This is a genomic window from Niallia taxi (assembly GCF_032818155.1).
Lineage (GTDB): Bacteria > Bacillota > Bacilli > Bacillales > Cytobacillaceae > Niallia > Niallia taxi_A.
In genome coordinates this window covers 1,133,520-1,158,111 of sequence record NZ_CP102589.1, presented here as the reverse complement: position 1 = coordinate 1,158,111, position 24,592 = coordinate 1,133,520, and the positions used below count along the sequence as shown (strand labels likewise).

The 24,592-nt window shown below is 39.7% G+C and carries 24 protein-coding genes; 6 read left to right on the top strand and 18 right to left on the bottom strand.

Features of this window, described 5'->3' with window-relative positions:
• Nucleotides 1-93: 93 nt before the first annotated feature.
• Nucleotides 94-330 (bottom strand): hypothetical protein, encoded by a 237-nt coding sequence (locus tag NQZ71_RS05600; RefSeq protein WP_127738067.1) that lies wholly within the window; start codon nt 328-330, stop codon nt 94-96.
• A 213-nt stretch (nt 331-543) separates the two neighbouring features.
• On the opposite strand from NQZ71_RS05600, the gene pyk reads away from it, so the two are divergent.
• Nucleotides 544-1,611, top strand: coding sequence for a pyruvate kinase (gene pyk / locus NQZ71_RS05595; protein WP_317011475.1), 1,068 nt, complete (start codon nt 544-546; stop codon nt 1,609-1,611).
• A 34-nt stretch (nt 1,612-1,645) separates the two neighbouring features.
• Here pyk and NQZ71_RS05590 read toward each other — a convergent pair whose 3' ends face one another.
• Complete coding sequence (locus NQZ71_RS05590) at nt 1,646-2,413, bottom strand: alpha/beta hydrolase (RefSeq protein WP_317011474.1); 768 nt, start codon at nt 2,411-2,413, stop codon at nt 1,646-1,648.
• A gap of 168 nt (nt 2,414-2,581) precedes the next feature.
• Here NQZ71_RS05590 and NQZ71_RS05585 point away from each other — a divergent pair, with 168 nt between their 5' ends.
• Nucleotides 2,582-3,121 carry a hypothetical protein gene (locus NQZ71_RS05585; protein ID WP_144453623.1) on the top strand — a complete coding sequence of 180 codons (540 nt, stop codon included), beginning with the start codon at nt 2,582-2,584 and terminating at the stop codon, nt 3,119-3,121.
• Nucleotides 3,122-3,178: 57 nt separating this feature from the next.
• On the opposite strand, the gene cdaS is transcribed toward NQZ71_RS05585, so the two are convergent.
• A complete protein-coding gene (gene cdaS, locus NQZ71_RS05580; RefSeq protein ID WP_275009227.1) occupies nt 3,179-3,802 on the bottom strand; it encodes a sporulation-specific diadenylate cyclase CdaS in 624 nt (207 codons plus the stop codon).
• 202 nt (nt 3,803-4,004) lie between these two features.
• Here cdaS and NQZ71_RS05575 point away from each other — a divergent pair, with 202 nt between their 5' ends.
• Nucleotides 4,005-4,568, top strand: coding sequence for a hypothetical protein (locus NQZ71_RS05575; RefSeq protein ID WP_275009226.1), 564 nt, complete (start codon nt 4,005-4,007; stop codon nt 4,566-4,568).
• A 9-nt stretch (nt 4,569-4,577) separates the two neighbouring features.
• Here the strand turns inward: NQZ71_RS05575 and NQZ71_RS05570 are convergent, their stop codons facing one another.
• From NQZ71_RS05570 to NQZ71_RS05555, 4 genes are all read right to left on the bottom strand, one after another.
• Entirely contained in the window at nt 4,578-5,651 is a 1,074-nt protein-coding gene (locus tag NQZ71_RS05570) for a nitric oxide synthase oxygenase (RefSeq protein ID WP_317011473.1), read from the bottom strand.
• Nucleotides 5,652-5,701: 50 nt separating this feature from the next.
• The gene (locus NQZ71_RS05565; RefSeq protein WP_144453629.1) at nt 5,702-7,096 is read right to left on the bottom strand and encodes an aldehyde dehydrogenase; all 1,395 of its coding nucleotides are present in this window, start codon (nt 7,094-7,096) and stop codon (nt 5,702-5,704) included.
• A 62-nt stretch (nt 7,097-7,158) separates the two neighbouring features.
• Nucleotides 7,159-7,923: a type I 3-dehydroquinate dehydratase gene (gene aroD / locus NQZ71_RS05560; RefSeq protein WP_317011472.1), complete on the bottom strand. Its 765-nt coding sequence runs from the start codon at nt 7,921-7,923 to the stop codon at nt 7,159-7,161.
• Nucleotides 7,924-7,960: 37 nt separating this feature from the next.
• Nucleotides 7,961-8,461, bottom strand: a complete 501-nt coding sequence (locus NQZ71_RS05555; RefSeq protein WP_144454210.1) for a shikimate kinase — start codon at nt 8,459-8,461, stop codon at nt 7,961-7,963.
• A 439-nt stretch (nt 8,462-8,900) separates the two neighbouring features.
• Here NQZ71_RS05555 and katA point away from each other — a divergent pair, with 439 nt between their 5' ends.
• Both katA and NQZ71_RS05545 read left to right on the top strand, forming a co-directional pair.
• Nucleotides 8,901-10,355, top strand: coding sequence for a catalase KatA (gene katA, locus NQZ71_RS05550; RefSeq protein ID WP_144453633.1), 1,455 nt, complete (start codon nt 8,901-8,903; stop codon nt 10,353-10,355).
• A 230-nt stretch (nt 10,356-10,585) separates the two neighbouring features.
• A complete protein-coding gene (locus tag NQZ71_RS05545) occupies nt 10,586-11,440 on the top strand; it encodes an aldo/keto reductase (protein ID WP_144453634.1) in 855 nt (284 codons plus the stop codon).
• Nucleotides 11,441-11,489: 49 nt separating this feature from the next.
• On the opposite strand, the gene NQZ71_RS05540 is transcribed toward NQZ71_RS05545, so the two are convergent.
• The 4 genes from NQZ71_RS05540 to NQZ71_RS05525 form a co-directional block, all read right to left on the bottom strand.
• The gene (locus NQZ71_RS05540; protein ID WP_263642186.1) at nt 11,490-11,621 is read right to left on the bottom strand and encodes a hypothetical protein; all 132 of its coding nucleotides are present in this window, start codon (nt 11,619-11,621) and stop codon (nt 11,490-11,492) included.
• An 87-nt stretch (nt 11,622-11,708) separates the two neighbouring features.
• Nucleotides 11,709-14,150: a heavy metal translocating P-type ATPase gene (locus NQZ71_RS05535; protein ID WP_317011471.1), complete on the bottom strand. Its 2,442-nt coding sequence runs from the start codon at nt 14,148-14,150 to the stop codon at nt 11,709-11,711.
• A gap of 104 nt (nt 14,151-14,254) precedes the next feature.
• The gene (gene copZ / locus NQZ71_RS05530) at nt 14,255-14,461 is read right to left on the bottom strand and encodes a copper chaperone CopZ (protein WP_127738079.1); all 207 of its coding nucleotides are present in this window, start codon (nt 14,459-14,461) and stop codon (nt 14,255-14,257) included.
• Between the two features lie 12 nt (nt 14,462-14,473).
• Complete coding sequence (locus NQZ71_RS05525; protein WP_144454211.1) at nt 14,474-14,782, bottom strand: metal-sensitive transcriptional regulator; 309 nt, start codon at nt 14,780-14,782, stop codon at nt 14,474-14,476.
• Between the two features lie 158 nt (nt 14,783-14,940).
• Between NQZ71_RS05525 and NQZ71_RS05520 the strand changes: the two genes are divergently transcribed.
• Nucleotides 14,941-15,594, top strand: coding sequence for a GntR family transcriptional regulator (locus NQZ71_RS05520; protein ID WP_144453638.1), 654 nt, complete (start codon nt 14,941-14,943; stop codon nt 15,592-15,594).
• A gap of 50 nt (nt 15,595-15,644) precedes the next feature.
• Here the strand turns inward: NQZ71_RS05520 and NQZ71_RS05515 are convergent, their stop codons facing one another.
• The 7 genes from NQZ71_RS05515 to NQZ71_RS05485 all read right to left on the bottom strand — a co-directional run bounded on the left by NQZ71_RS05515 (nt 15,645) and on the right by NQZ71_RS05485 (nt 24,498).
• Nucleotides 15,645-16,421 carry a MerR family transcriptional regulator gene (locus NQZ71_RS05515; RefSeq protein ID WP_317011470.1) on the bottom strand — a complete coding sequence of 259 codons (777 nt, stop codon included), beginning with the start codon at nt 16,419-16,421 and terminating at the stop codon, nt 15,645-15,647.
• A 122-nt stretch (nt 16,422-16,543) separates the two neighbouring features.
• A complete protein-coding gene (locus NQZ71_RS05510) occupies nt 16,544-17,257 on the bottom strand; it encodes a GntR family transcriptional regulator (protein WP_144453642.1) in 714 nt (237 codons plus the stop codon).
• Between the two features lie 286 nt (nt 17,258-17,543).
• Nucleotides 17,544-18,935 (bottom strand): glycoside hydrolase family 1 protein, encoded by a 1,392-nt coding sequence (locus NQZ71_RS05505; protein ID WP_317011468.1) that lies wholly within the window; start codon nt 18,933-18,935, stop codon nt 17,544-17,546.
• A gap of 44 nt (nt 18,936-18,979) precedes the next feature.
• Complete coding sequence (locus NQZ71_RS05500) at nt 18,980-19,954, bottom strand: aldo/keto reductase family protein (RefSeq protein WP_317011467.1); 975 nt, start codon at nt 19,952-19,954, stop codon at nt 18,980-18,982.
• A gap of 192 nt (nt 19,955-20,146) precedes the next feature.
• A complete protein-coding gene (locus NQZ71_RS05495; protein ID WP_260054581.1) occupies nt 20,147-21,928 on the bottom strand; it encodes an ABC transporter ATP-binding protein in 1,782 nt (593 codons plus the stop codon).
• Complete coding sequence (locus NQZ71_RS05490) at nt 21,928-23,679, bottom strand: ABC transporter ATP-binding protein (protein WP_317011466.1); 1,752 nt, start codon at nt 23,677-23,679, stop codon at nt 21,928-21,930. Before NQZ71_RS05490 ends, NQZ71_RS05495 begins: the two co-directional genes overlap by 1 nt.
• 192 nt (nt 23,680-23,871) lie before the next feature.
• Nucleotides 23,872-24,498, bottom strand: a complete 627-nt coding sequence (locus NQZ71_RS05485) for a hypothetical protein (RefSeq protein WP_260054582.1) — start codon at nt 24,496-24,498, stop codon at nt 23,872-23,874.
• Nucleotides 24,499-24,592 lie beyond the last annotated feature (94 nt).

Here is a 24,592-nt window from a genome sequence, read left to right as displayed (position 1 = left end):
ATTAATATAATGATACCTTCCATTTATTCAAACAATAAAAAAACTAGCCTAATTTTATTTCCGGCTAGCTTAACACTTCTATACAGCTGTAAGTTAATCTTCAGTGGGTATATTCAAAATTTTGACTGTCTTAAATGCTGGAATCATCTTAAAATGTAAGTTCCAATTAGATGAGTGCACTTCAAACTCTTGGTCTGTAACAGTAAATTGCATCGCTACATCATTTTCTTCATCCAGCAGGACATAGGAATTTTGATTTGCGAACAGCTTATAGGATTTATCTGCTAGAAGCGTCCAGCCATTCAATAAACCGTGCGTTTTATTAGCCAAGCCTTCTCCTCCTTTTAAAAGCAATAGTAAGTATCATTATATCATGCAGTTTCGCCCATTTTTTTGATTTTCTTACACTGTTGTAAAAAAACACTTTTCACACTTACCAATTTAGCAAGCAAACTACCTGGGAAATAAACTTTTTGGACAAAGGGATTAGAATTTTCCAGCAGGTTATACTATCTGTAATAACTTTATAAAGGAGACAGCTTCATGATAGATAAAGTATGTACTATCGGGCCTGCAAGTAATAATCAAGAAATTCTCCAAGGGCTTATTGAAAAGGGAATGACGATTGTCCGCTTGAATATGTCGCACGGTACCCAAGCAGACCATCTCGCTGTTATAGAAATGGTTCGAGAAATATGCATGACTACAGGAAGCAATGTCCGCATATTAGGAGATCTGCAAGGACCAAAGATCCGCTTAGGAAAAATAAAAGCAAACAAAGCTGTATTAAAAGAGGGAAACAGTTTCTCGCTAACTATAGAAGAGATTGTTGGAGACGAATCTCATGCAAGTGTTGACTATAAAGGACTTATCAATGATATAAAGGTTGGCAGCAGGGTGCTTATTAATGATGGTGAGGTAGAACTGAGTGTTGTCGAGACAGACGAAAGAACTGCAAAAACCATTGTAAAAGCAGGCGGAATGATTGCTTCTAGAAAAGGCGTTAATGTGCCTGGTACCTCATTATCCTTACCTGCCATAACAGAAAAGGATAAAAGTGATATTGAATTTCTTGTGAAGCATCATGTTGATATTATTGCATGCTCCTTTATTCGGCAGGCTGTCCATTTACAGCATATTAAAGAATATATCAGCCATTTCACCGATACACCGCCAAAGCTGATGGCGAAGATTGAAACTTTGGAGGCAGTCACAGCATTTACTGATATTTGTGAAGAGGCGGATGCGATTATGCTTGCAAGGGGCGACTTAGGGGTAGAACTGCCTTATTACTGGATTCCTATGCTGCAAAAAGCGATGCTTGCTGAATGTGCAAACAGAGAAAAATTTGTAGTGACTGCTACCCAAATGCTCCAATCAATGACAGAAAATGCCGTACCTACAAGAGCAGAAGTAACCGATGTTTTTCAAGCGGTTCAAGACGGTACAAATGCTGTTATGCTGTCAGCGGAAAGCGCAGTGGGAAAACACCCTCTTGAAAGCATTGACGTACTCACAAAAACTGCTTCTGTTTCTGAACGCTTTAAAGAAACTGTTCCACTTGACCTCAGCAGCATAGTTGCAGCCATCCAAACAGAATTATCATCCTAGTAAGTGCTGGTGACACTTCCTCCAGCACCTACTATTACCTTTTTATTGGAAGCCATTCAAGTATATCTTGAATTTTCCTGTCCCAGTAACCCCATTCATGTACGCCTTGGCTAAACTCATACGTATAATCAATGGCAGTCTGTTCACAAGCCTGTTTAAATCGCTTATTATCCTCAAAAAGGAAATCCTCTGTTCCACAGCATTGGTAAAGAGAAGGCTTCACCTGACGATTTTCCACTTTATTTATAAGAGAAAATAAGTCATGCTCTGTCCCTAAAATACTCTCATTCCCAAATATGAGTTTGAAGAGATCTCCTTCTGATCTATCCTTAAGTGTTTCCACATCCATTGCTCCAGACAGACTCGCTGCCGCAATAAAATCATCTGGCTTATTCAAAGCCCATTTAAATGCTCCATATCCCCCCATTGAAAGCCCTGCAACAAAGTTATCCTCCCTTTTTGACGATAATGGGAAAAAGGATCTTGCGACATTAGGCAATTCCTCTGTCAGGAAGGTCCAATATTTGTTGCCATATGCCATATTTGTATAGAAGCTCCTGTCAACCTGGGGCATAACAACCGCTAAACCTAAGGGAGCAGCATATCTTTCAATGGATGTTCTCCTTGTCCAAATTGTATGATCATCACTTAGTCCATGCAGCAGATAAAGTGTTTGATGCTTTTCTCCACTAACATTGTTCTTCATCCCAATTTGCGAGTTTGTTTGCTGTGGCAGAATTACTGTCATAGAAGTACTCAATTGCAAGCTTTCAGAAAAAAAATCACATTTAATTAATGCCATTTTGACTTGCTCCCCCTTTATTTTTAAAACGCTTTCATACAATTAAATTATATTCGTTTTTTCTCTTCTTGAATAACAATCTGCTTGGCAGGAACACTTTATAGACATATTTCTCCTTCTTTTGCAAAAACTATAGGGGATCTTCATGTTTATGAAGGAGAGTGAAGCGTGAATATTAATTGGTATATACTAATTGCGGCTATTTTATTAGGCTTGGCAGGAAACATTGTCGTACTGCGAAGAAGGTTCCGATTTTACCAAACAATCTTGCTTATTCATTTTGCCCTTTCCATCCTGCTCTGTCTGTTCTTTTATTACAATGGGTTTTATCGTTATGCACTTCCAGTGTTGTTTATTCTGCCAGCAGTGGTTATTAATTTTGGTCTTTTTATTGCTTTCTTAATTCGTTTCGAACCGACTAAGGATACTTTTCGTTTCTATTTTGTGTTTATTTCATGGACCTTCAGTTTGGAAATTATTTTAGAGCATCTTGGGTTTATCCGCTTTCGAAACGGCTGGGACTATTGGGATTCTTACAGTCTGTATTGGATTTATGCACGAACATTCACCTACATTGGTAAGCGTACTGTTCCGCTTGAAGGAAGAACTCCTATTAAGTTAACGAAAAGGAGCAATCTCATCTTATTTTCCATTACACTAGTTTTATTCTTTATAGTTCTGCTTTTACTGATGAAAACAGATCTATAACAACAAAAAAGCTTGAATTCTGTTATTCAAGCTTTCCATATACACTGTATTAGTAGGTTACATAAGGGCACTTGTTTGAACTGGAAAAAGCTGTCCATCAATGGAAAAGGATATTCTCCCTGTTTCCTCTGAAACAACGATGACTAAAGCATCTGATTGTTCCGTTATGCCGATAGCCGCTCTGTGTCTTGTGCCAAGCTTTTCCTTGCCATTATAAAACTTAGAGGTTGGAAAAATATTAGCAGCGGAAACAACCATATCTTTATCAATAAGAACTCCCCCATCATGGAGCGGATTTCCTGGATAAAAAATTGCTTCAAGCAGGTTAGATGACAATTGGGCATGCAGCGGAACACCAGAGTGAACTAATGTCTCAAGGCTATCCTGTCTTTTAATGGCAATCAGAGCACCGTGCCGCTTTTCCGAAAAATGCTGGGCAGAAACCGTGAGCATTTCCATATAGTCTGTAAATGGCTCAAGGTAGGATTGTAAGTAATAAGATGCTGCAAAGCTATGAATGCCTTTGAACTGCTTGTTCATTTTCTCAAAATCATTTAAAACACAGCAATCTTTTTCAGCGATAGACTCATATAAGCCATGGAGATTTGCCATAAGTAATTGCAAATCTGCCTTCAGCTGATTTTTGATAAAGATTGGCATATTCCCTTCTTCAACAGACAAGCTAACACTCCTTTTCTTAGCTCTCCTTTTTCTTTACTATTTCCAAGCCAAACCTTTTCTATACAGCAATTACCTGCTTAGTAATGGAAATGACAATTAACGCAACCATAAGGATTTTTTCCTTTTTATGAAGGAATTTCCAACCTATTAGCGAATGGTAAACTTAGACATAAATGACACCACTTTAGAGGGGTTGAGAATATTGCAATGGAAGAAAATGATATACTGGCTTATTGGAATAATCGTCGGGGTCGGAGGGCTTACTGCCTCTGTTGTTTTCGCTACCCTTATATTCTTGGAAAAGGATAAATCTTTAAAAACAGACAATGACAAGTCTGCAGTCAGTGCTGCAGCTACAAAATCTGTTTCTGATTCTGAGGAAATGAGTACAGAGGCTGTGAATGAACCAGTTGACAAAAGCGTTGTCACTTTAGCAGATGGTTCAAGCGGGCATGATTTTATCTCGAAATGGCATGACTTCTATAATGATACATTAGGGTGGGGCAGACTAGAAACAACTGATTATGCAGAACAGCAGGAAGCTGCTGAAAGCATTTTGTCCCAAGCAGAGAATATTGTAATTGATGACAGTAACATTACTTCTGATTTGGAACATATTAAGGAAGCTGCCAAGCTTGTGGCAGCAGCTGATAATCGGGATGCAATGCGCAGCCTCCACCGTTATTTCCACGATTTAGACATTTATTTTAATGGCTATGATTATAACCAGACATTCGGTGTGACTGAATTTAAAGGAGAAGACTGACAAAATACATTAATTGCTTTTACGGTTAAAAAAATTCGGCTTCTTAATATCATTGTTATATCGCTGATGAAAGATATGGGTTGCTGCAGGAGACAACGGTGGAATTAGCCATGCCCAATTCCCTGTTACTTCCCTGCCTGCTTCCTGCTCCTTCCCTTCAAAAATTTTGAACTGTTGTGCTGCCGTATGGTGATCAACGATTGTTACACCAGCATTTCGGAAGGATTCCAATACAGCAATATTGAGTTCAACAAGCGCTTTGTCCTTCCATAACGAAGATGATTTGTTTGTTTGGAGCCCCAAGGCTTCTCCAATTGCAGGAAGCATGTTATAACGATTCTCGTCCGCAAGATTTCTTGCCCCGATTTCAGTTCCCATATACCAACCGTTAAACTGAGCTGCTGTATAGGAGACCCCGCCAATTTCTAGCCTCATACTCGAGATGATTGGAACAGCATACCATTTCAGCTCCAAATCCTTAAACCATTCATAGTCAGGATGACGAATCGGCACCTCCATAATCAATTCCTCCGGTATATTTATAAGCACTGGATCATTTTGATTAAATTGCAAAACAAGCGGCAGGATATCAAAGTTCGTACCTTTCCCCTTCCATCCTAACGTCTGACAATATTCAGTAAACGACAGAGAATCAGGATCTCCAAGGATACCGAAGTCTGTTTTATAGCCAGCATAGCGAAGCAATTGATGGTTTAGAATTTGGACAGATTTTTCGTCACTCTCTTGCGGAAAAACTGTTATTGTCGGTCTTATCTTACCGCCGTTTGTCGCATATTCAATATGCTCTAATAAGGATTTCCCTATTTCCTCTTCTGTTGCAACAGTCCTTTTGTCGATGACATGGAGATTTTTCCAAAACAATCTGCCGATACAGCGATTGCTGTTTCTCCATGCTAGCATCGCTCCATAAGCCAGCTCCTCATATGTATGCTCATACGTTCCAGACCTTGCAATTTGTTCCTTAATTTCGGCCAATCTAGATTCTACTTGGTCTGCTTTATCCCAATCTGTATAGCATAACTGAATGAACGTGGATGCATCTGCTAATAGATTGTCTTCCAAATGAAATCCCCCTTTACTAGTCATTTTTCTTATCTTTCATAGTAAATAAATCATTTCAGAAATCTACGAACAAGCGCAAGCTTCTTGTCTGTATACGGAGGAAAAAGCTCTGTAATTTTTAACCCTTTCCCCCTTTTCAGTACACTCCTTTTATGAGAAAAAGCAGCAAAGCTGTAAATTCCATGATAAGAGCCCATCCCAGAAGTGCCAATGCCGCCAAATGGAAGCGCTGGATTAGCCAAATGAGTAAGGGTATCATTGATGCTAACACCGCCTGATGAAATAGATTTAAGCCAGTATTCTTCCATTTCCTTTGAAGCTGTAAAAATATACATCGCTAAGGGCTTAGTCATTTTAGTCACCCTTTTTACTACATCCTGTTTGTCGGTATATCCAATAATCGGAAGAATTGGACCGAAAATCTCATCCTCCATGGAAGGTGCATCCCAATCTGCCTGAATTAAAGCAGGCTCCAAAAAGCGCAGTTCTTTCTTGCTTTTCCCGCCATACAGAATATTTCCTTCCTCTGCTTCGATAATCTTTACAAGTCTTGCAAAATGCCTATCATTTACGATTTTTCCAAAATACGCGCTTTTTTCGACTGATTCTCCATAAAAACGGCCTATTGCTGCTTTCATTTCTTCAATCAGCTTTTCTTTTATGCTTTCATGTACGACAACATAATCTGGTGCCACACATGTTTGGCCAGCATTGACTGTTTTTCCCCAGATAATTCTGCTGGCTGCAAGTTGAATATCTGCTGATTCATCGACAAATGCTGGACTTTTCCCTCCTAATTCTAGGGTAACAGGGATTAGATTTTCTGCGGCTGCCTTCATAACAAGCTTTCCTACAGCAGGGCTTCCTGTAAAAAAGATATTGTCAAACCTTCCTTGAAGAAGCGCCTTATTCGTTTCAACTCCTCCCTCTACCGCGCGCACAAATGCTGGTTCAAATGTAGCTGAAATCATTGACGCTACTGCTTTTGATGTTGCCGGCACAAGCTCAGAAGGCTTTATAACAGCACAGTTTCCAGCGGCGATTGCACCGATTAATGGTTCAATCAAAAGCTGGAGCGGATAGTTAAAGGGTCCAATTATCAAAACTGTTCCGTAAGGCTCATGGCGGATAAAGCTTTTAGCAGGATATAGCGCCAAAGGCGACCGTACCTTTTTTACCTTCATCCATTTAGAGAGATTTTTAAGCGTATATGTAATGCTTTGCAAGATAAATCCAATTTCCGTTGCGTATGACTCAAAAGGATGCTTCCCTAAATCAGTTTGCAATGCATCCATGAGGTTTTCCTCATTCTCTTGAATTGCCTTACGCAGTTTTTTCAGCTGCACCACTCGAAATTGATAATCTAAAGTTTGATTTGTCTCAAAGAACAGCCTGCAATCTGTCAGCATCTGCTCTACCTCGTTCAGCTGCATGTCTTTTTCCATCTGCTTTGCTCCTTTTTTTGTATAGTAAAAAGGAGAATCCTGCTTGGATCTCCTTTTGTTTTTCATAAGCTTTCATGTAATATCGTTAATACTGTTTTCAAGTTTTTAATGGGTATTTGCCCAGGAGCAGAGGCTTTTTTTGCCGCACCAAATGTCAGCGCAGAGCCAAAGGCTTCACCGGCAATGCGGCTAATAGAGCCTTGTCCTCCCATTGACATGGCAATAATTGGTCTGTCTGCATATTGCTCCTTCATCGTTTGGACTGCATCCAACAATGTAATCACATCCGCCATACTTTGTGGCATGAGCGCGATTTTCGGAAGGTCTCCGCCAAGTTCCTGCGCTTTACGGAGCCGAGAAATAATTTCTTCCTTTGCCGGTGTTTTATTAAAATCATGATTAGACACAATAACAGCAGCCTTATGGGCATGTGCAAACTCAACAAGCTCTTTCACATCTGCTTCTCTATTAAAAAGCTCCACATCAATAATATCAGCGTAGCCTGACTTTGCTGCTGCCTTATTAAGGGCGATATACGCTTCCCTTTCAAGCTCTTTCTCTCCGCCTTCCTTCTTGCTTCTAAATGTGAAGACAAGAGGAATATTGCCAATCCAGCTTCTGATATTTGCCAATGTTTGAAGCACTTCACTTTTATCATAAGCTTTTTCAAAAAAATCGACACGCCATTCGATCACATCGACGCTTTCCGTAATCAAAACATGTGCTTCTTCCTTCAACTGGCTTGCTGTCTCTCCAATTAAGGAAGCACATATTTTCGGAATTCCCTCTCCTATTGCGATATCTCTTATTATTAATGGCTGAACCATTTAAGCACCCCTATTTTTCTGTTGTGACCTCTATTACTTATCTTGGCTCGTATAAATCCCATGCATATTTTAAGGAATCCACAATATAATCTGCAACCTCTTCCATATCTTTGCTATCTGTATCAACCTTTGAATGATGGTCTGCATAAATTTCTTGTCTTTTATTATACAGCTCTTCCATATCCTCAAGCGATTTCCCCTTCAAAACAGGTCTGCTGTCAATAATTAAGCTGATTCTATCCTTCCATGATTCCCAAGAGAGATCTAAATGAATGACAATACAATTTTCAAGGCAAGCATTTTTTATTTCCTCCTGTAAAAAGGAGCCTCCGCCAAGTGACAGCACAAGAAGCTTTCTTGCACTCAGCTCTGTTACTACTTCCTTTTCCTTCTGTCGAAAAGCCTTTTCTCCAACCTGCTCAAAAATCTTTGAAACAGGCATGCCGTACTCTTCCTCAATTACATGATCCACATCTAGAAAATCGCGATATAGCCTTTTAGCAACTAGCTTTCCAATACTCGTTTTACCAACGCCCATAAAGCCAATAAACACGATGCTCTTTTCCCTTAATGGTACTCGTTTGTTTTCCAAGGTGAAGCCCCCTATATTAATCGTGACAGTTTTAGATGTTCCGTCCAATTCTACTACTCATTATAAAATAATTATATGGCTAATCCTAGTTTAATCTTGCGAATATTCTACCACTATCATGCATAGGATGGTTGTTGGAAGAGTATTAAATAAACAGCCTATTTCTCATTCAATATGTAATTTTCTCCTTTACTATCAAGAAATTATTTCGTGATACTCTCATGGAAGCCTTTCCTCTACTCTTTTATAAAGGATATGGCCTTTTATTCTATTAACCATTTAAAAAAGTTATTTATAATAATTATAAAATAGTATTGATTTTTTAATTATAGATGATATTATAAAGTACATAAGATAAAGAACAAATAAATTATGAGGTGATTGCATGTCAAACAACAAATTAACAACTAGTTGGGGCTCTCCAGTAGGAGACAACCAAAACTCTATGACTGCTGGAGATCGTGGTCCTACTCTAATTCAAGATGTACATTTACTTGAAAAATTAGCTCATTTTAACAGAGAACGTGTCCCTGAGCGTGTTGTTCATGCAAAAGGCGCTGGAGCACACGGCTACTTCGAAGTAACAAATGACTTGTCTAAATATACAAAAGCAAACTTCCTTGATGAAGTAGGCAAAAGAACTCCAATGTTCATTCGTTTCTCAACAGTTGCAGGTGAGCTAGGTTCTGCTGATACAGTTCGTGACCCGCGCGGTTTCGCTGTTAAGTTTTATACAGAGGAAGGTAACTACGATATCGTTGGTAATAATACTCCTGTATTCTTTATTCGCGATGCAATCAAGTTCCCTGACTTTATCCATACACAAAAAAGGGATCCAAAAACACATTTGAAAAACCCAACAGCGGTTTGGGATTTCTGGTCTCATTCTCCTGAATCTCTGCACCAAGTATCAATCTTAATGTCTGACCGTGGTATCCCTGCAACACTTCGCCATATGCATGGTTTCGGAAGCCACACATTTAAATGGGTAAATAAAGAAGGCGAAGCAGTTTGGGTGAAATATCACTTTAAGACAGAACAAGGCGTGAAAAACCTGGCTGTTGATACTGCAGCAAAATTAGCTGGTGAAAATCCAGATTATCATACAGAAGACTTATTTAATGCAATTGAAGCTGGTGACTTCCCTGCATGGACATTGTATGTTCAAATTATGCCTGTCGAAGATGCTAACACATACCGCTTCGATCCATTTGATGTAACAAAAGTATGGTCTCAAAAAGACTATCCATTAATCGAGGTTGGCCGTATGGTGCTTAACCGCAACCCTGAGAACTACTTTGCTGAAGTGGAGCAAGCAACATTCTCACCTGGAACATTCGTACCTGGTGTGGAAGCATCTCCAGACAAAATGCTTCAAGGCCGTCTGTTTGCATATGCTGATGCACATCGTTACCGTGTTGGTGTTAACCACAATGCACTGCCAATCAACCGTCCACAAAGCCCTGTTAACAACTATCAACGTGATGGACAAATGCGCTTTGACGGTAATGGTGGAGGCTCTGTTTATTACGAGCCAAACAGCTTCAGCGGTCCAAAAGAATCTCCAGAAGACAAAACCTCTGCGTTCGCAGTTTCAGGTGTAGCTGACAGTGTTGCATATGATCACAATGATCACTACACACAAGCTGGTGACCTATACCGTTTATTGTCTGAAGAAGAGCGTGCTAGATTGGTAGAAAACATCGTTGGTGCAATGAAGCCAGTTGCATTAGAAGAAATCAAGCTTCGCCAAATCGGCCATTTCTACAAAGCAGATCCAGAATACGGAACTCGCATTGCAGAAGGACTTGGTTTAGCTGTTCCTGAAGAAGTTAAATAATAATTCAAGCTTTCGCCCTTAACATTTTTTGTTGAGGGCTTTTTAGCTGTCTAAGCAATAGTTAAGCGTAATAGTCCCTTTTCTAAGCCATTTACATTATTTCAAGGTCAACTTAATACATATTCATTGAAAAAAAATGGTACAAGCTTTACTCTTTAAGTATGTCTACATATGAAAGGGCTTTAATCCCTTTCTGGAAGAAATATAAAACCTTAGAGGAGCTGAGAAGATTGTCATTAACATTAGGTAGTACAAAGAAACTTCGCAATGGTGTTGAAATTCCTTATTTAGGCTTAGGTGTCTTTCTTGTTAAGGATCCGGCTGAGTGTGAAAATGCCGTAAAGGCTGCCATAAAAAACGGTTATCGTTCCATTGACACAGCAACTCGCTATGAAAACGAAAGCTTTGTTGGCAATGCTCTTAAGGCTGTTGATGTACCTCGTGAGGAGTTATTCATCACAACGAAAGTTTGGGTGAGCGACTTTGGCTACGAAGAGACAAAACAGGCCTTGCATCGTTCCTTGAAGGAAATGCAGCTTGATTATCTTGATTTATACTTGATTCACTGGGCTGCTCCAAACTATGCAGAAACATGGCGGGCAATGGAGGATTTATATGAAGAAGGTCTTGTGAAGGCTATCGGTGTATGCAACTTCCAAATCCACCATTTAGAAAAGCTGAAGGAAACGGCAAGAATCACACCAATGCTGAATCAGATTGAAACACATCCTTTATTCCACCAAAAAGAATTACGTGAATATATGGAACAGCATGGTATTGCTCATGAAGCTTGGGCACCAATGGCTCAAGGAAGAGAGAATCTTTTTGAAAATCCAACATTGCAGACTATCGGTGAAAAATACGGTAAAACTACTGCTCAAGTAATGTTGAGATGGCATCTTCAAAGAGATACAATTATTATTCCAAAGTCTATTCATGAACATCGCATCATAGAAAATGCAAACCTGTTCGACTTTGCTTTGACAGATGAAGATATGCAAGCAATTGATCAGCTTGATACAGGTTCCCGTATTTTCGGTGATCCAGATGATATCGAAAGATTAACTGCATTACAGCAGCAATAATCAAAAAAAGAATGCAATGGCTAAAAAAGCCTTTGCATTCTTTTTTTTGCTATTCTATTGATTTTTTGTTAGCTGACGTCCATTGGTTATCTGTTGCTGTTTTTTCTTGTTTTTTGCCTGTAACCTCTGCATTAGCAGAAGCCCATTGGTTGTTAGTTTCTGTCTTTTTGTCCTTCGCCATGTTTTTTCCTCCCATACTAATAATTTGTCGTGCAGTGTTAGTATGAGATAAAGCAGGCCATATTATGAACAAATACAAGCAAATTCACTACAGTTTCATCTTCTGTAAACGCAATGCATTAAGAACAACGGATACAGAACTGAAGGCCATTGCAGCACCTGCAAGCCAAGGTGCCAGCAGTCCTGCTGCTGCAATCGGGATGCCAAGAACATTGTAGGCAAATGCCCAAAATAAATTTTGCTTTATATTACGGATTGTTTTCCTGCTCATAAGAATACTGTCTGCAATGCTATTTAAATCACCTCTGATTAAAGTAACATCAGCTGCCTCCATTGCAACATCTGTGCCTGTGCCTATTGCCATGCCAATGTCAGCTAATGCAAGTGCAGGAGCATCATTGATACCGTCTCCCACCATTGCGACTTTTTTGCCTTGCTGCTGAAGCTTTTTGACTTCCTCTGCTTTTTGTTCTGGAAGAACTTCAGCAATTACTCGGTCTATACCGGCTTGATCCGCAATAGCCTTGGCTGTTGCCAAATTATCTCCAGTAATCATTACTGTTTCGAGTCCAAGCTCATGCAGCCGTTTCATTGCTTGCTTAGATGTATCTTTAATCGTATCTGCAACAGCAATAATCCCTGCATATTTGTCAGCAACACTTACAAGCATCGCTGTTTTTCCCTGCTTCTCCAAATCCTCCATATCCTGCAGGTGATAGCCTGTTTCAATTTGATAGAGCTCCATCAACCTTCTTGTTCCGACAAGAACTGTTTGGCCTCTGACGATTGCTTTTATTCCGTAGCCAGGAATTGCTTCAAATTGCTCTGCTGATTCAAGCTGTATATTTTCAGCTGTTGAGCCTTCCACGATTGCTGCAGCAAGTGGATGTTCGGACTGCTTCTCAGCAGAAGCAACGTAAGCTAGGAATGTGTTTCGGTCGATTACAGGTAAAACATCTGTCAATACAGGCTTACCATTCGTGATTGTTCCTGTTTTGTCTAAAAGGATTGTATCAATCCGGTGGGTGTTTTCCAGATGCTCTCCACCTTTAAATAAAATACCGAACTCTGCTGCTCTTCCAGATCCAGCCATTATAGAGGTAGGTGTTGCAAGCCCTAGTGCACACGGACACGCAATAACCAACACCGCTATTAGCTTTTCAAGACTTGCAGCAAAATCTCCAGGACTGATGAAAAAATACCATGTTATAAACGTCAATACAGCAATACCAACAACGATCGGCACGAAAATGCCTGAGATTCTATCCGCAAGTCGCTGTATTGGGGCTTTTGAGCCTTGAGCCGTTTCCACAGCCTTAATGATTTGCGCCAATGCTGTATCCTTGCCGACCTTTCCTGCTCGTATTTTAATGAATCCTTGCTTATTTATCGTAGCGCCAAACACCGCATCTCCAAGGTTTTTGTCTATTGGAATGCTCTCTCCTGTCAGCATGGATTCATCTACTGCTGTTTGACCAGATATTATTTCCCCGTCTACTGGAATCCGTTCACCTGGCTTAACATGAATGATATCGCCGATTACCACTTCTTCAAGGGAAATTTCAGCCTCGTTATTTTCTCTTTCAACGATTGCTGTTTTCGGCTGAAGTCCCATCAGCTTTTTAATAGCCTCTGACGATTTTCCTTTTGCTCTTGCTTCGAATAGTTTTCCCAAAAGAATTAGCGTTATCAATACAGAGCTTGTTTCAAAATATAGTCCATCTATATGACCGTGCCCACCTAAACTATTTAAAGTTAAATACACACTGTAAAAATAGGCAGCAGATGTTCCTAATGCTACAAGGACATCCATATTAGCACTAAAATTCTTTAATGCTTTATAAGCTCCTTCATAAAATTGAAAACCAATAATAAATTGAACAGGTGTCGCGAGCAACAATTGTACCCATGGATTCATAAACGCCTCTGGTACATACAAAAACGAGGTAAATTGAAAGTGACCAGCCATTGCCCATAGTAATGGTAATGACAGCAGCAGGGAAATCGTGAATTTAAGCTGCTGTTTTTTTCGTTCTTGCTCTCGATAATCAAGAACTTCCTTTTCATTTTCGTCTGTTTGCAGATTTGCACTGTATCCCAGCTTCTTAATTTTTGCTATCATGTCAGCAGTGCCTGTTACGGCGGGATTGTAAGAGATAGTCCCCTTTTCTAAGGCAAGGTTTACCGCTGCCTCACGGACTCCTTCCAGCTTATTTAAGCCTTTTTCAATTCTTGTAGCACAAGCAGCACATGTCATACCACTGATAGCAAGCACTGCTTTTTCCTCAACAACGCCATAGCCGAGGTTTTCAACCTTCTTTTGAATATCATTTGCAGTAATTGTTTCTGCATTAAATCGGACAATTGCTTTTTCTAGCGCTAAATTCACATTTGCCTCTTCAACACCAGCAAGCCTTGCCAAGCCCTTTTCTATTCGATTAGCACAAGCAGCACATGTCATCCCAGTGATTTGATATTGCTGCTCCTTTAATGTTTTCGATTTTTCTGCTGTTAATGCTTCCTTACTCATTCCACTCACTCCTTATACCTATATGGGGTATATTTTAAAGGAAAATAAAATGTGCTTCTAAAAAGCACATCTATATACTAAAGAAACGATCAGTTAAAAATGCCTTATTGTACGTCATAGCCTTGGTCATCGATTGTTTCCTTAATCGTCGCCAAGCTAACCTCTTTATCGTTAAATTCAACATCCACTTGTCCTTGCTCCAAATTCACTTTAACAGCAGAAACGCCTTTTAATTCTCCAACGCTTCCTTCAACAGCTTTAACACAATGACCACATGACATTCCAGCAACTTTTAATGTAGTTTTTTCCATGATTGCTTCCTCCTATTTTTTCATTAACTTTTGAATGGTGACTAATACCTCGTCCACAGCTTCTGTATCCCCTTCTTGAATACGATCAACTATACAGGTTTTAAGATGTCCCTCAAGCAGTATTTTTGCGACACTGTTTAATGCTGATTGAGTGGCAGCAATTTGTGTAATTACATCATCACAGTAAGTGTCCTTATCAATTAATCCTTTAATTCCGCGGATTTGTCCTTCAATCCTGTTTAGCCTTGTCGTCAAATTCTTTTTGACTGTATCTGAATGATGACTTTTACGCATATGTGTATGGCAAGCTTCCTCTTGCATGGACTTATTAGTCTCTGACTCCAATAAAAGCCCTCCCTATCCTCTATATATTTATATAATACCCCCGTGAGGTATATTTGTAAACAGATTTGCACTGATTTCCACTAAGTACCCAGTCCTATTATGTTCTAACTCAAAGAATATGATATATTATTGCTATGAAAAACATTTCTCAAATCAGCCGAATTTCGTTAAGAGATCAAGTATATCAACAGCTAAAGCAAGCCGTTATCCACCTTGAACTTGCCCCTGGTGAAAAGATCAGTGACAAGCTCCTTGCTGAACAATTTGGGGTAAGCAGGACACCAGTAAGAGAAGCATTGAAAAGATTGGAGGATGAGGGATTAGTCATATCTTCTCCTGGTTCAGAAACGAAGGTGAGTCTCATTGACATTGAGCAGGCGAAGCATGCTTTTACGGTCGTGGCATCATTAAATGCACTTGCAGCAAGGCTGGCCATGCCCTTCTTAACAGAAGCGCACTGTGATGAGCTTGTCAGCATTAATCAAGCATTTGAAAAAGCAATTTTAGACGAGAATAAGTATGAAGCAATCAAAAAAGACGATCAATTTCACGCCGTGCTACTGCATGCCTCCAATAATCCGGAAATCGAGATGTCCTTGGAGCGTCTCCTGCCGAAAATACGGAGATTGGAGCTGCTTAAATTCAATAAGCTTGATGGACTCTCCTCCATCCGCCAGCATAATGAAATTATTGATAGCATCCGCAATGGGAACCATCAGGAGCTTATTAAGCTTGTTGAAGAAAATTGGTTGAGCTTGGCTTCTTATTTAACAAAAGAGGAAACATAAAAAGACCAGATGGACGGCTTTATCATCACTCTGGTCTTTTTTTCTTGGATTTAATCACTTAACGCTATAACTCCATGCCTGTATAGCGAAGAATAGTCTCTTAAGAAAACAGCGGCACCTTGTTCCACTTTATCGTAATAGGCAGCAAACCGCTCATCGTCAACGTACATTCTAGCGAGACCTGCGTGTGCTTCCTTGCTGTAAGAATTCCAATAGTATTCGAGCCAAAGCTTATGGAGTTCTGCTGTTTTTTGAGCAGCGGTACTCCCTGGATCGCCTGTTTTCATTGCTTCCTTCAAATTTTCTAGCACATCCTGCCCAAGCCTTTCTGCTTCATTATAGTCCGCTTCTGTCATCTTCAGCATTTTCTGATTAGACTTGTCAATTGTCTCCTTACCATACTTTTGGCGTAGCTCTTCCCCGTATTGTCTTTCGTTTTCCTCTACCATGTTTTTCTTAAAGCCTTCAAATCTTTCCTTAGCGCTCATCGTTGTTCTCCCTTCCGTATTTTCTATCGTTTTATCGACATTCTCAATCAGCATGTCTAAACGGTTTCGTTTTGCCAGGAGTTTTGCCCGATGCTCCTCTAATGCCCCTTTCACATCAAAGGAGGGCGCGGAAATAATTTTTTTTATTTCCTCGAGACTAACGTCCAGTTCACGATAAAACAATATTTGCTGCAGCAATTCCACCTCTTTGCTTCCATATAATCGATAGCCAGATGAATTGACCCTTGCCGGCTTAAGCAGACCGATTTCATCGTAATACCTTAATGTTCTTGTACTAACTCCAGCCGTTTGGCTTAATTTTCGAATCGTGTATTCCACTGTTTTTCCCTCCTGACATGTTCATCTTAAACGTTTACGCAGCGTTAATGTAAATAGGTTATATCAAAAAAACAAAAAAAGCTCGGAAGCATCCAGAGCCTTTGTAGCAAAAAAATGTTCATTTAGCGTTTTATGTTTACTGTTGTTACCTCAAACTTATCATAGCGGTGTCTCGAAAAGGAATATTCAAATGGAACGCCATTATTTAAAAATCCAACATGCTCCACTTCCAGAATCGGGTCGTCTGCCAAACAGACTAAATGGGCTTGGTCCAGTTCATTTGATTTACATGCTCTTATTTTCCGATGTGAGCCAGCAATTGTGAGACCCAGTCTTTTCGTGATATGCTCATAAATAGATCCGTCCAATACTTCATCATTAATACCAGTAATAATGGTTGTCGGCATATAGGTTATTTCCATTACGTATGGCTCATCGTTGACAAGCCTTAAACGGATTAAGTAGTAAACTGGTGTTTTCGAGTCGATAGCGAGATGTTCCGCAACATCTTCTGACGGAAAGCCTACTTCAAACTTAATCACCTTGCTTGATACTTGCTGCCCTTCCATCAGTCTGGACAGGCCTGTTACTTCATTGCTCAATACATTAACTCTGCTGTCCTGTATGGCTGATTTAACAATGAATGTACCGTGTCCTCTTTTCCGGTATAGGAGGCCTTCCAAGACCAATGTGTCAAGTGCTCTTTTCATTGTCATCCTGCTGCAGGAGAATTCCTTTGAGAGTGTTATTTCATCTGGAATTGGCTGATCGAATGCATAGTGAGACTCTTTAATTCTCTTTTTCATTTCTGCTGAGATTGCTTCGTACTTGTTCATGATGGAACCACCTTAAAAAATAGATAGTTATATTATAAATTTATTGGTATGAAAATGTTAGCTATCCCAGTGTTTTTTTAAAAAGATGGCCAGTAAATGGCCATCTTAGACTGTAGACAAACTTATTTAGAATTAGTTTTTATTGTATAGAATGGAGAATGCTGCACTCCGGTGCGAGCCGCTTCGGAGTATAGCTTCACTTTTTAGATAGTACTAGCTGAATTACAGTAAAATTTATCCTTCCTTATTACTGTCCAACTATTCTCCCAGCCATTCGTCAACTTTGTTATGGTAATGTGACGGTTTTTGATTCTTCAAGATTTTCGCCGTTTGTTGCGATGACTTGTTTGTACCAGTTAAAGCTTTTCTTTTTATAGCGTTTTAGGTCTCTTAAATCTGACTCCCCTCTATTAACATAGATAAAGCCATAGCGCTTTTCAAATTGTCCGCCTGAGCTGATTAAATCTGTTGATCCCCATGTTAAGTAACCAAATACTTCTACGCCTTCTTCCATTGCAAGCTTAACCTGGTTAATATGATTTCTTAAGTAGTCGATGCGGTAATCATCTTCTACTGTATTATTTTCGTTCAGCTCTTCTCTTACACCAATTCCATTTTCTGTGATAAAAATAGGCAGTCGGTATCTAGCATACATATCCTTAAGACTAACTCTTAGCCCGATTGGATCGATTGCCCAGCCCCATTCATTAGCCTTTAGATTAGGATTAGGTGTAATGCCGGAAATAATTGCATCTTCTTTGACCTTTTCACTGCTGACAGTCTGGCTTTGATAATAGCTGATGCTAATATAATCGACGGTATTTTCTTTAAGAAGCTCTGCATCGCCTTCTTCGAAATGCGGCATGATTCCTTTGCGTTGCAAATTGCTTGTCACATAGCTTGGATATTCACCGTTTGCAAACACATCAAGATAGAAATCAACAAGCAGTTCCTTTGCTTTCATGTTAGCAATTACGTCTTCTGGAAGACAGCTGTTCGGATATGTTGTCATATATGTGACCATTCCTGCCATTTGTCCACCTGGCACAAGTTCATGCAGTGCTTTGACTGCTTTCGCATGTGCGATAAAGGAATTATGTGTTACTTGATATCGCAATGCCTCTTCATTGTCCGCTTCGTCAGTAGAGACACCCCAATATTGTAGATTTGTTAAAACGAGATTTTGTTCATTAAATGTAAGCCAATATTTGACCTTTTCCCCATAACGGGCAAAAACTGTGCGTGCATATTTGTCAAACAAGTCAACAACCTTCCGTGATGCAAATCCGTTGTATTTTTTGGCAAGCTGAAGCGGTAGATCAAAATGATACAGAGTGATGACAGGCTGGATGCCGTTAGCAAGCATTTCATCAAATAAATCATCATAAAACTGCAAGCCCTCCTCATTCGGCTCCCCTTCGCCATCAGGGAAAATCCTTGACCAGGAAATGCTTGTACGATATGCATTAAAGCCCATTTCCTTAAAGAGAGCAATATCTTCCTTATAGCGATGGTAGAAGTCAACTGCTGTCTTCCAATCAGACTGCCCTTCCTTAACAGGTCTTGCATCAACAATCGAAGGGCCTTTGCCGCCCTCGTCCCATGCACCTTCTGTCTGGAAGCTTGTCACTGCACCACCCCATAAAAAACCTTCTGGAATAACAGCTGTTTTCGTCATATTAATCTCTCCTCTATGTTTATTTTTGGTTAATCACTGTTAATCTACCAAATTGGCACAAAATCATTTATTTCCTTCAGCACTGCTTCCACTTCTTCTAATGCAGAAGCCGGGATTTCCAATCCAGATGCTTTCACATTTTCTTCGACTTGTTCTGGCCTGCTTGCCCCAATAATCGCGGAGCTGACATTCGGCTGACGAAGCACCCAAGCTAATGCAAGCTGTGAGAGCTCCACTTCCAATCCACTGGCAATTTCAGACAGCCTTTGAACCCTTGTTAGCACTTCATCATTTAAATAACTAGTAATCCATTTATTTGTGTCATCATTTGCAGCACGACTTTTGGCAGGAATTTGCTCATTTGGTTTGTATTTCCCTGTTAATATTCCTTGGGCAAGAGGTGAAAACACAACCTGGCCAATTCCTTCTTTTTCACTTACAGGGATTACTTCCTTTTCTATATAGCGGACCATCATATTATAGATTGGCTGATTAGAGATAAGCGGCCTTAAATTTTTCTCTTTAGCAATATGTACAGCATCCGTCAGCTGAGCAGCCGACCATTCACTGACACCGCCATAGAGAATTTTTCCTTGTGCAATTAAATCATCTAATGCTCTTAAGCTTTCTTCTACAGGCGTTTCATGATCATAGCGATGAAATTGGTACAAATCGATATAGTCTACACCTAATCTCTTCAGACTTGCTTCGCATTGTTCAATAATATGCTTTCTGGACAGCCCTCTGTCATTTGGTCCATCTCCCATCGGAAAGAAGACCTTTGTTGCAAGCACATAACTGGAACGGGTATAATCTTGCAGTGCTTCTTTCAGGACAGTTTCAGCAGCGCCTTTATTATAAGCATTTGCTGTATCAAAGAAGTTGATGCCAAGATCATATGCCCTATGGATACAGGAAATAGATTTCTCCTTTTCGACTGCACTTCCATATGTGAGCCAGCTGCCCAATCCGATTTCGCTTACTTTCAAACCAGAGTTTCCTAGTCTTCTGTACTTCATTTCTAATCACCCAACCTATTAGATTTTTTTAGTCATGCGCACAGCCAGTAGAGAAACTGCTGAATTCATTTTCAGCAGCTTCTCACAAGTTTTAACCACTAATTAGAAACGCTTACAATTATATTATAAAGGCTAGTGTTTAAATGTCTATACTTTATAAAAATTAGATTATACTTTTAACGACAAATATCGTCAACTTACTTCCAATGATGAATGCTGAGATGTATATAGATTCCAATATTGGCCTTTCCTTGTCATTAGCTCATCATGGGACCCCTCCTCAGCAATTTCGCCTTTTTCAATAAACAAAATCCTTGAGGCGCTTTGAATGGTGGACAGACGGTGTGCGATGATAAAGGACGTCCTTCCTGCAAGCAGCGTACTTAAGCCTTTTTGAAGGGCCAGCTCTGTTTCTGTATCGATCGATGATGTCGCTTCATCTAAAACCAAAATTCTTGGATCTGCCAAGAGTGCTCTTGCGAAGGAAATGAGCTGTCTTTGTCCTGCTGAAAGCCTTGTTCCTCGTTCATTCACTTCTGTTTCATAGCCATCCTGCAATGTCATAATAAAGGAATGGGCCTGAACTGCTTTTGCTGCTTCCACCACTTCCTCATCACTTGCATCAAGGCGGCCATAACGAATATTATCCATTATTGTTCCCGAAAAGATAAACGGATCTTGGAGCATAATGCCCATCTGTCTTCTAAGTGAGGGAATCGTTACTGTCTTTATATCAACCCCATCCATTTTTATTTTGCCGCCGTTCAAGTCATAAAAACGGCTGATCAAGTTAACAATTGACGTTTTGCCAGATCCAGTTGCACCAACAAGAGCTATTGTTTCTCCTGGTTCTGCAGTGAAATGAATATTTTTTAATACTTTTTCGCCAGCCTCATAACCAAACTCAACATGGTCAAATTCTACCTTTCCTTTAATATCGTGCAGTGCTTTTCCCCGCGGGTTATCGAGCACTGTCGGCTTTTCATCCATCATTTCAAAAATTCGCTCCAGATAGGCCATCGCATTTATAATCGCATTATAGAAGTTGCCGATATTGGAAATCGGTGTCCAAAACATCCATATATAACCGACAAAGGCTACTAAAGCCCCAACTGTCACGCCTTGCCCAATCATTGAGATTCCGGCCACATATATAAAGGAAACGGTCAGAACAGAAATATTTTCAATGGACGGCCAAAGAAGAAACTGGATATAGACTGCTTTTATCCATGATTTTTTATAGCCCTTTGACACATCCTCAAAAATTTTCTTGTTTTCTTCTTCCCTCGCAAATGCTTGTGTTACCTTCATGCCATTGATGCTTTCATGTATATATGCATTCATATTAGACTGTTTATTACTTAAGTCCTGCCATGCCTTACGCTGGGCATTTTTAATAAAAAAGATAACAATCGCTAAAAGCGGGAATCCAATCATGGCATAAATCGCCAAACGAACATCTATGGCAAACATGAATCCAATGATGACAGTTAAGCTGAATATATCTGTAATCAAGTTGATAAGCCCATTTGACAGCAAATCACTAAGTGAGTTCACATAATTAACGACCCGCACTAAAATTTTTCCGTGTGGGCGGTTGTCATAAAAGGAAAAGGACAATGATTGAATATGTGTAAAAAGGTCCTTTCGAATTGTCTTTATGACATTTTGACCAATTTCAGCCATCATTCTAATCCGGTATTTCATACAAATCCCCGTTATAATGAGAGCACCCAAATAGATGCCTGCAAGCAGTAAAAGCCCACCAACATTGCCTGCTGGTATTTCCTTGTCAATCGCTTGTTTAATAAGATAAGGTCCAATCAGATTTGCTCCGCTTGCGACAAGCATGATGAGTATCGTCAGCATGATTTTTTTCTTGTACGGCTTAACATAACCAAACAAGCGCTTAAGATGAATAAAACTAAATGGCGTCTCTAAATCCTCATCAACATCGAACTTATTTCGTGCCATTAAATCACATCCTCATCCCTGTGCTTTTCTTCAAAGTTTCCATATTGATTCTTATAAACATTAAAGTAATAACCTTTCTTTCGCAGCAGGTCCTCATGTGTGCCCCGCTCGATTATCGCTCCATTATTCATCACCAGAATTTGGTCTGCATCCTTAACAGACGAAATTCTGTGGGCAATAATAAAGGATGTTTTGTTCTTTTGAATAGATTTCAGTGTCTTTTGAATACGATTCTCTGTTTCCATATCAAGGCTTGAGGTCGTATCATCCAAAATCAAAATCGACGGGTCTTTCAATATAGCTCTTGCAAGGGCAATCCGCTGCCTTTGCCCTCCAGAAAGCCCGACACCTCTTTCCCCAACAATCGTTTCATAGCCTTCTGGTAAATCACTAATAAAATCATGAGCATCCGCCATTTCTGCAGCAAACTTAATGGAATCAATGGAGGTATGAGGATTACCATATGCTATATTACCCTCGATTGTATCCGAAAACAGGAAGATATCCTGCATGACCATCGCCATTCCTTTACGAAGCTCCTGCAGCTCCCAGTCCTTCACATTTCTTCCATCAATTCTTACCTCTCCGCTTGTGGTGTCATAAAACCGGCTAAGCAAATTGACTAAAGTTGATTTCCCCGCACCTGTTGGACCAATAATCGCCAGCGTCTGGCCCGGCTTCACTTTAAAGCTAATATCCTTTAACACAGGCTCTTCTCCATAGCTGAAGGAAACTTTGTCAAACTCCACAATCCCCTTATACTCACCTATCGGCACGACATTATTGTGGCTGGCAATCTTCGGGACTGTCTTAAGAAGATCCTCAACTTTTTCTGCTGATGCAATAAAACGCTGCACATCATTTAAAAGCCATCCGGCCATTTTCATCGGGTTGCTAAGTGCCCATATGAAGGAATTAAACATAACTAGTTCTCCAATTGTGAGTGAACCATTTATAACCATAACTCCTCCTGCAAAAATCATCAGCACTGTCAGTACACCTGCAAGAGAGTCCAAAATCGGTAAATACTTTTCCCAAATCTTTGACGACTTTAAATTTTTTTCTTTAAAGCCTTCATTTGCAATCGAAAACTTAGCGATTTCATAATCCTCTTTTGCAAATGCTTTAACAACACGGTTTCCACTAATGTTTTCCTGAACGACAGAGTTCAATTTCGCAAATTGGTTACGGATTTCTGTAAAGGTTGGCCGCACATCCTTTGTAAGGCGGAAAGCGAAAAAACCAATGATTGGTGTTACAATTAATAATGTCAGCGCCAATGGAGGATGAATATAAAACATGAAACCAATCGCAAACAGCATGATGGTTGCGTTTTCAAAAATCATGTAGATCGTCCATGCTGTAAAATGTCTGACAGCCTCCATATCTCCTGTCATCCTTGCCATAATATCTCCTGTTTTTGTGCGATCATAAAAGCTGAAATCCAGCCTGTGCAAACGGTCATATAGCTGCTCTCTAATGTTGTAAATGACATTCTGGGAGACATTTTCAAAAATCATTTGATACGTATAGCGGATAATTGTTCGCAAAAATGTACCTGCAATCATAATTCCCAGTATCGGCCAAAGCAGATTCATCTGCTTGCCGTACATGACATCATCAACCATCCTCCCAGCCAAATACGGATTAAGCACATTTAAAGCAGATACAATAACTGCACAAAACAGGCCAATTGCTATTTTTGTACGATAAGTATGTAAGAACCCCCATATCCATCGCAGACTATGCATCTAGCCGACTCCCTTCCATTGCTGTATTCTTTTGCTTACTTTCGTCACTTTACTCTCCTTCCATATACTTTTCGACTATCTAAGATAATGCTACCGAATAATCTTATTAGCATTAGTTCCTTTCTATGTATGTCCTGTTCATAAAATCTATCATTTTTTTAATAGACCGATTGCCCCAGAAATAATGCAGCTTTATACCGCTGCCTCTTCTTTCTGTTTCTTGGTTTTGAACGTAAAAATAAATCTGACACATGCGCCGTAAATGGCAGGTGCAAAAAATACGAAAAAAAGGAAGTTAAGCTTGATTAACTGAAAAACAACGATAATGGCTGCGAGCATCAGGAACGACCGAAAAATCTGCTTAGCTATGAGAAACAGACTGACCATTGCTGTCCTTTTTGCCGGTAAATCAAGATGCACTAAATTCCAAACCATATACGTAAAAAAGATAATGGCCAGCATAAAGGCATAAATGCACACAAATTTAATGACAGATGTGACATAAGGATTAATTGTTGCAGGAAAAGGCAGGATGATAAAAGTTCCGATATAAATAAAGATAAAAATAATGATGGCGGACAGCCTTTTTTTCTTCGTATATTTAGGGCTGATTTCTTGAAACAGCTTGCGCACAGATGTGCCATTCCCTGCGAAAATTTCACCAATAACCTCAATCAGCGTACAGGCTGAATAAACAAGCCCGCCAATAAAAAATCCCTTTCCTAAATACAGCCAGAATAATAGACTTGCCCTGACAAGACGGTATGAAATGTCCATAAAGGAAAAGAATTTACTGTCTATAAAACGGCTTTTATTCATAGTAAATGACCCCCTAATAAAAAAAGGCTGCCTGAATCCAGGCCGACCAAATGGTAAAAAACCATATAGTCCATGCATTTTTCAGACAGCCTAT

Coding starts and splice junctions, on each gene's coding strand:
- pyk (WP_317011475.1), top strand. CDS start 544: ATGATAGATAAAGTATGTACTATCGGGCCTGCAAGTAATAATCAAGAA.
- NQZ71_RS05590 (WP_317011474.1), bottom strand. CDS start 2,413: ATGGCATTAATTAAATGTGATTTTTTTTCTGAAAGCTTGCAATTGAGT.
- NQZ71_RS05565 (WP_144453629.1), bottom strand. CDS start 7,096: ATGGAAAAAGACATGCAGCTGAACGAGGTAGAGCAGATGCTGACAGAT.
- aroD (WP_317011472.1), bottom strand. CDS start 7,923: ATGGTTCAGCCATTAATAATAAGAGATATCGCAATAGGAGAGGGAATT.
- NQZ71_RS05555 (WP_144454210.1), bottom strand. CDS start 8,461: ATGGGCGTTGGTAAAACGAGTATTGGAAAGCTAGTTGCTAAAAGGCTA.
- katA (WP_144453633.1), top strand. CDS start 8,901: ATGTCAAACAACAAATTAACAACTAGTTGGGGCTCTCCAGTAGGAGAC.
- NQZ71_RS05540 (WP_263642186.1), bottom strand. CDS start 11,621: ATGGCGAAGGACAAAAAGACAGAAACTAACAACCAATGGGCTTCTGCT.
- NQZ71_RS05535 (WP_317011471.1), bottom strand. CDS start 14,150: ATGAGTAAGGAAGCATTAACAGCAGAAAAATCGAAAACATTAAAGGAG.
- copZ (WP_127738079.1), bottom strand. CDS start 14,461: ATGGAAAAAACTACATTAAAAGTTGCTGGAATGTCATGTGGTCATTGT.
- NQZ71_RS05525 (WP_144454211.1), bottom strand. CDS start 14,782: ATGCAAGAGGAAGCTTGCCATACACATATGCGTAAAAGTCATCATTCA.
- NQZ71_RS05520 (WP_144453638.1), top strand. CDS start 14,941: ATGAAAAACATTTCTCAAATCAGCCGAATTTCGTTAAGAGATCAAGTA.
- NQZ71_RS05510 (WP_144453642.1), bottom strand. CDS start 17,257: ATGAACAAGTACGAAGCAATCTCAGCAGAAATGAAAAAGAGAATTAAA.
- NQZ71_RS05505 (WP_317011468.1), bottom strand. CDS start 18,935: ATGACGAAAACAGCTGTTATTCCAGAAGGTTTTTTATGGGGTGGTGCA.
- NQZ71_RS05500 (WP_317011467.1), bottom strand. CDS start 19,954: ATGAAGTACAGAAGACTAGGAAACTCTGGTTTGAAAGTAAGCGAAATC.
- NQZ71_RS05495 (WP_260054581.1), bottom strand. CDS start 21,928: ATGGCACGAAATAAGTTCGATGTTGATGAGGATTTAGAGACGCCATTT.
- NQZ71_RS05490 (WP_317011466.1), bottom strand. CDS start 23,679: ATGCATAGTCTGCGATGGATATGGGGGTTCTTACATACTTATCGTACA.
- NQZ71_RS05485 (WP_260054582.1), bottom strand. CDS start 24,498: ATGAATAAAAGCCGTTTTATAGACAGTAAATTCTTTTCCTTTATGGAC.